The sequence below is a fragment of the Amycolatopsis sp. genome (genome assembly GCF_025464955.1).
Lineage (GTDB): Bacteria > Actinomycetota > Actinomycetes > Mycobacteriales > Pseudonocardiaceae > Amycolatopsis.
The window spans coordinates 1-3,971 of the sequence record NZ_JAODNM010000025.1 but is presented as its reverse complement, the minus strand read 5'-3'; the positions used below and the strand labels follow the sequence as shown (position 1 = coordinate 3,971).

2 protein-coding genes are annotated in these 3,971 nt (G+C 66.5%); both read right to left on the bottom strand.

Annotated features, from left to right (window positions below):
- Window positions 1-532 precede the first annotated feature (532 nt).
- On the bottom strand, window positions 533-688 hold the full coding sequence (locus tag JWQ81_RS04340) for a hypothetical protein (RefSeq protein ID WP_297537717.1): 156 nt from the start codon (window positions 686-688) through the stop codon (window positions 533-535).
- Window positions 689-965: 277 nt separating this feature from the next.
- On the bottom strand, window positions 966-3,971 hold a 3,006-nt coding region (locus tag JWQ81_RS04335), incomplete at its 5' end, for a HAMP domain-containing protein (protein WP_297537715.1).

Sequence of the window (3,971 nt, the reverse complement as noted above, 5' to 3'; positions counted from 1 at the left end):
GGTTTCGGTCTTGGTGACCACCAGACCCAGCAGCGCGGTGTACCGGTTCATCTCCCGGGTGATGACCCGGGCGTAGTCGACCAATGTCGCCGGATCGGCACGCCGGATATCGGCGGGATCGGGGAGGGTGGTCGTTACGCTGGGCACTCCTTTATTCTACTACGGATCGAACGTACATTCGGAACACGTTCAGGTGATACACATTATCGCCGGGCGTAGTCGTCGATTGTTCGGAAAGTCTTATATCGCAACGAAGTGCGCCACATCACCGCCTGCAACTGCCTGCCGCGTCACTCACTGATACACCAGACAAACGAGCACAGTCGCTTACCGTGATTTCCGAAGTGTGAACGGCGTTATCCGTGCTTTCACCGCAACGAAAGTCCCTTTCGGCCACTCGCGACACGCAGCCACTGCGCATCGGAACGGGCCAAGATCCGCCGTTACGGAATCCCAGCCCGCCCCGGTCCTTGCTGCAGTAGAGCGGACCTGCCATCAGAGTGGCCTTGAGGGGTCCCTTGCCGGCGCTGGGTCAGTACCAGTGGGCTCGGCCGCCGATCCGGGTGCCGGCCCGGCCGAGCAGGGCCAGGACGGCGCCGACGAGGACCAGTGCGACACCGATCGACCAGAGAACCGGGATTCCGGCGATGAAGCCGATAATGAGCAGGATAACTCCGAGCGCGATCATTTTCGTCTCCTCCAAGATGGGACGGTCGATGCCTGGACTGTCTACTGTGGGCGGTCCCCAAAGATGCCTTTTTTGCCTTGCGCTAGCGTTCTTTGTCGTTGTCGTCGATCTTGGGCGCTACTCGTGATCGCCTTTCCTTGCGTACCAAGACTTCTTCGGTGGGGACCGCTACAGCACTAGTACCCCCCACTCGCGGTGATGAAACACGTGAAGGCCCCCTTGCCCGCAGTTCGCGCGGTGCAGGGGGCCTTCAGGAAGCGCTGGAGGTCGATACCGCTCACGCCTCCGAGTGGACGTCCCAGGTGTCGGTCGGAGCCTCGTCGGCTTCGAGGTGGAAGCCGATCAGGTCCAGCAGGCGGTCGGTGTCCACGGGTTTGGTGACGTAGTCGTTCGCGCCCGAGGCGAGCGTGCGTTCCATGTCCTCGGCCGTGGCCTTGGCGGTGACCGCGATCACCGGGAGGTCGGCATAGCTCGGCATCTCCCGGATCGCCGCGATGGTCGCGTTGCCGTCGAGTTCGGGCATCATCACGTCCATCAGCACCAGTGCGGTGTCGCCCTGCTGCTCGAGCGCCCTGATGCCGGCGACCCCGGTGTCGGCGTAGATCACTTCCAGCCCGTGTTGTTCGAGGACCGCCGCGAGCGCGAAGACGTTGCGCAGGTCGTCGTCGACGATCAGCACCTTCTCGCCATGGAACCGGGGCACGCCGCCGTGCAGGACGGTCTCGGAGGTGGCGAAGGGGGCGACGAACTCCTGCCCGGTCGGCCAGGCCGTTTCCTCGGGCGGCACCCAGTCGGCTGTGCCGACCGGCAGGTACAGCGTGAACGTGCTGCCGCGGCCCGGCTCGCTGCGCACGCGCAGTTCGCCTTCGAGCAGCTGCGTGAGCTGCAGGCTGATCGACAGGCCGAGCCCGGTGCCGCCGTACTTGCGGCTCGTCGTCCCGTCGGCCTGCCGGAACGCCTCGAAGATGATCGCCAGCTTGTCCGGCGGGATCCCGATCCCGGTGTCCTCGACGGCGAACGCCAGCACCCCCGGCGCGGCCCGCACGCTTTCCGCCTCGACCTCGGACGGGCCCGCCATCCGGATGTGCAGCCGGACGCCGCCCTCGTCGGTGAACTTCGCCGCGTTCGACAGCAGGTTCCGGAGCACTTGCTGCAGCCGGTCTCCGTCGGTGTACAGGCTGTTCGGCACCGGCGGGTCGATCACCACGGCGAAGTCGAGGCCCTTGTCGGCGGTCAGCGGACGGCAGAGCGACTCGACGTAGTCCACGAGCTCGGGCAGCGTGACGTTCGACATCTGCAGGTCGACATGACCGGCTTCGACCTTCGCCAGGTCGAGGATGTCGTTGATCAGCTGCTGAAGGTCGCTGCCGGCGGAGTAGATCGTCCTGGCGAACTGGATCTGCTTCTCGGTCAGGTTCCCGTCGAGGTTGTCGGCGAGCAGCTTGGCGAGGATCAACGCGCTGTTGAGGGGGGTGCGCAGTTCGTGGGACATGTTCGCCATGAACTCGGACTTGTACCGCGACGCCATGGTGAGCTGGCTCGCGCGTTCCTCGAGTTCTTGGCGCGCATGCTCGATTTCGCTGTTCTTGACCTCGATGTCGCTGTTCTGCTGGGCCAGCAGCCCGGCCTTCTCGGCGAGTTCGGTGTTCGAGCGGCGGAGTTCGCCCTGCTGCTCCTGGAGCTGCTCGGACCGGGCCCGCAGTTCCTGCGCCAAGCGCTGGGACTCGGAAAGCAGCGCCTGGGTACGGGAGTTCGCCAGCATGGTGTTGACGTTGACGCCGATGGTCTCGCGGAGCAGCTCGAGCAGGTCCTGGTGGACGTCGCTGAACTCGTTGACCGACGCCAGCTCGACCACGCCGAGCACTTCGCCCTGGAACAGCACGGAAAGCACGATGATGTTGACGGGCTCCGCCGAGCCGAGGCCCGACGAGATCCGCGCGTACCCCGGCGGGGCGCCGGCGACCAGGATCGTCCGCCCGTCCGCGGCGGCCTGCCCGACGAGCGACTCGCCGAAGGCGAACCGGGCCACCCCGGCGTCCGGGACCCGGCCGTAGCCGGCGACGCACTCGAGCACGTGCGTGCCCGTTTCGGTTGTCCGTGCTAGGTAGAACGCCGCTTGCTGCGCGCTGACCAGCGGGGTCAGCTCGCTCAGGATCACCGAGGCCATCGTGTCGACGTCGCGGTGGCCCTGCATGAGACCGGAGAACCGCGCCAGGTTGGTCTTGAGCCAGTCCTGTTCACGGTTCGTCCGGGTGGTCTCCTTGAGGTTCGCGATCATCTGGTTGATGTTGTCCTTGAGCTCGGCGACCTCCCCGGAGGCGTCGACGGTGATCTTGCGCGTCAGGTCGCCCGCGGTGACCGCGGTGGCGACCGCGGCGATCGCGCGGACCTGCGCGGTGAGGTTGCCCGCGAGCTGGTTGACGCTCTCGGTCAGCCGCTGCCAGGTGCCGGACACGCCGTCGACCTCGGCCTGGCCGCCGAGCGTGCCGTCGGTGCCGACCTCGCGGGCCACCCGGGTGACCTCGGAGGCGAACGCGGAGAGCTGGTCGACCATCGTGTTGATGGTTGTCTTGAGTTCGAGGATCTCGCCGCGCGCGTCGACGTCGATTTTCTTCGACAGGTCGCCGCGGGCCACCGCGGTGGTGACCGTCGCGATACCGCGGACCTGGCCGGTGAGGTTGTCGGCCATGACGTTGACGTTGTCGGTGAGGTCCTTCCAGGTCCCGCCGACGTTGGGGACCCTCGCCTGTCCGCCGAGGATGCCCTCGGTGCCGACTTCGCGCGCGACGCGGGTGACCTCGTCGGCGAACCCACGCAGCGTCTCGACCATCCAGTTGATCGTCTCGGCGAGTGCGGCGACCTCGCCCTGCGCGTTGATGCTGATCTTCTTGCCCAGGTCGCCGCCGGCGACGGCGGCGGCGACGGTCGCGATGCTGCGGACCTGGCCGGTGAGGTTGTCGGCCATGACGTTGACGTTGTCGGTGAGGTCCTTCCAGGTCCCGGCCACGCCGCGGACCTGGGCCTGTCCGCCGAGCTTTCCCTCGGTGCCGACTTCGCGGGCGACTCGGGTGACTTCGTCGGCGAACGCGGAGAGCTGGTCGACCATGGTGTTGATGGTGTTCTTGAGTTCGAGGATCTCGCCGCGCGCGTCGACGTTGATCTTTCGCGTCAGGTCTCCCTCGGCGACCGAGGTGGTGACCTGGGCGATGTTGCGGACCTGGTCGGTGAGGTTGGTGGCCATGAAGTTGACCGAGTCGGTCAGGTCGCGCCAGGTGCCGGCGAC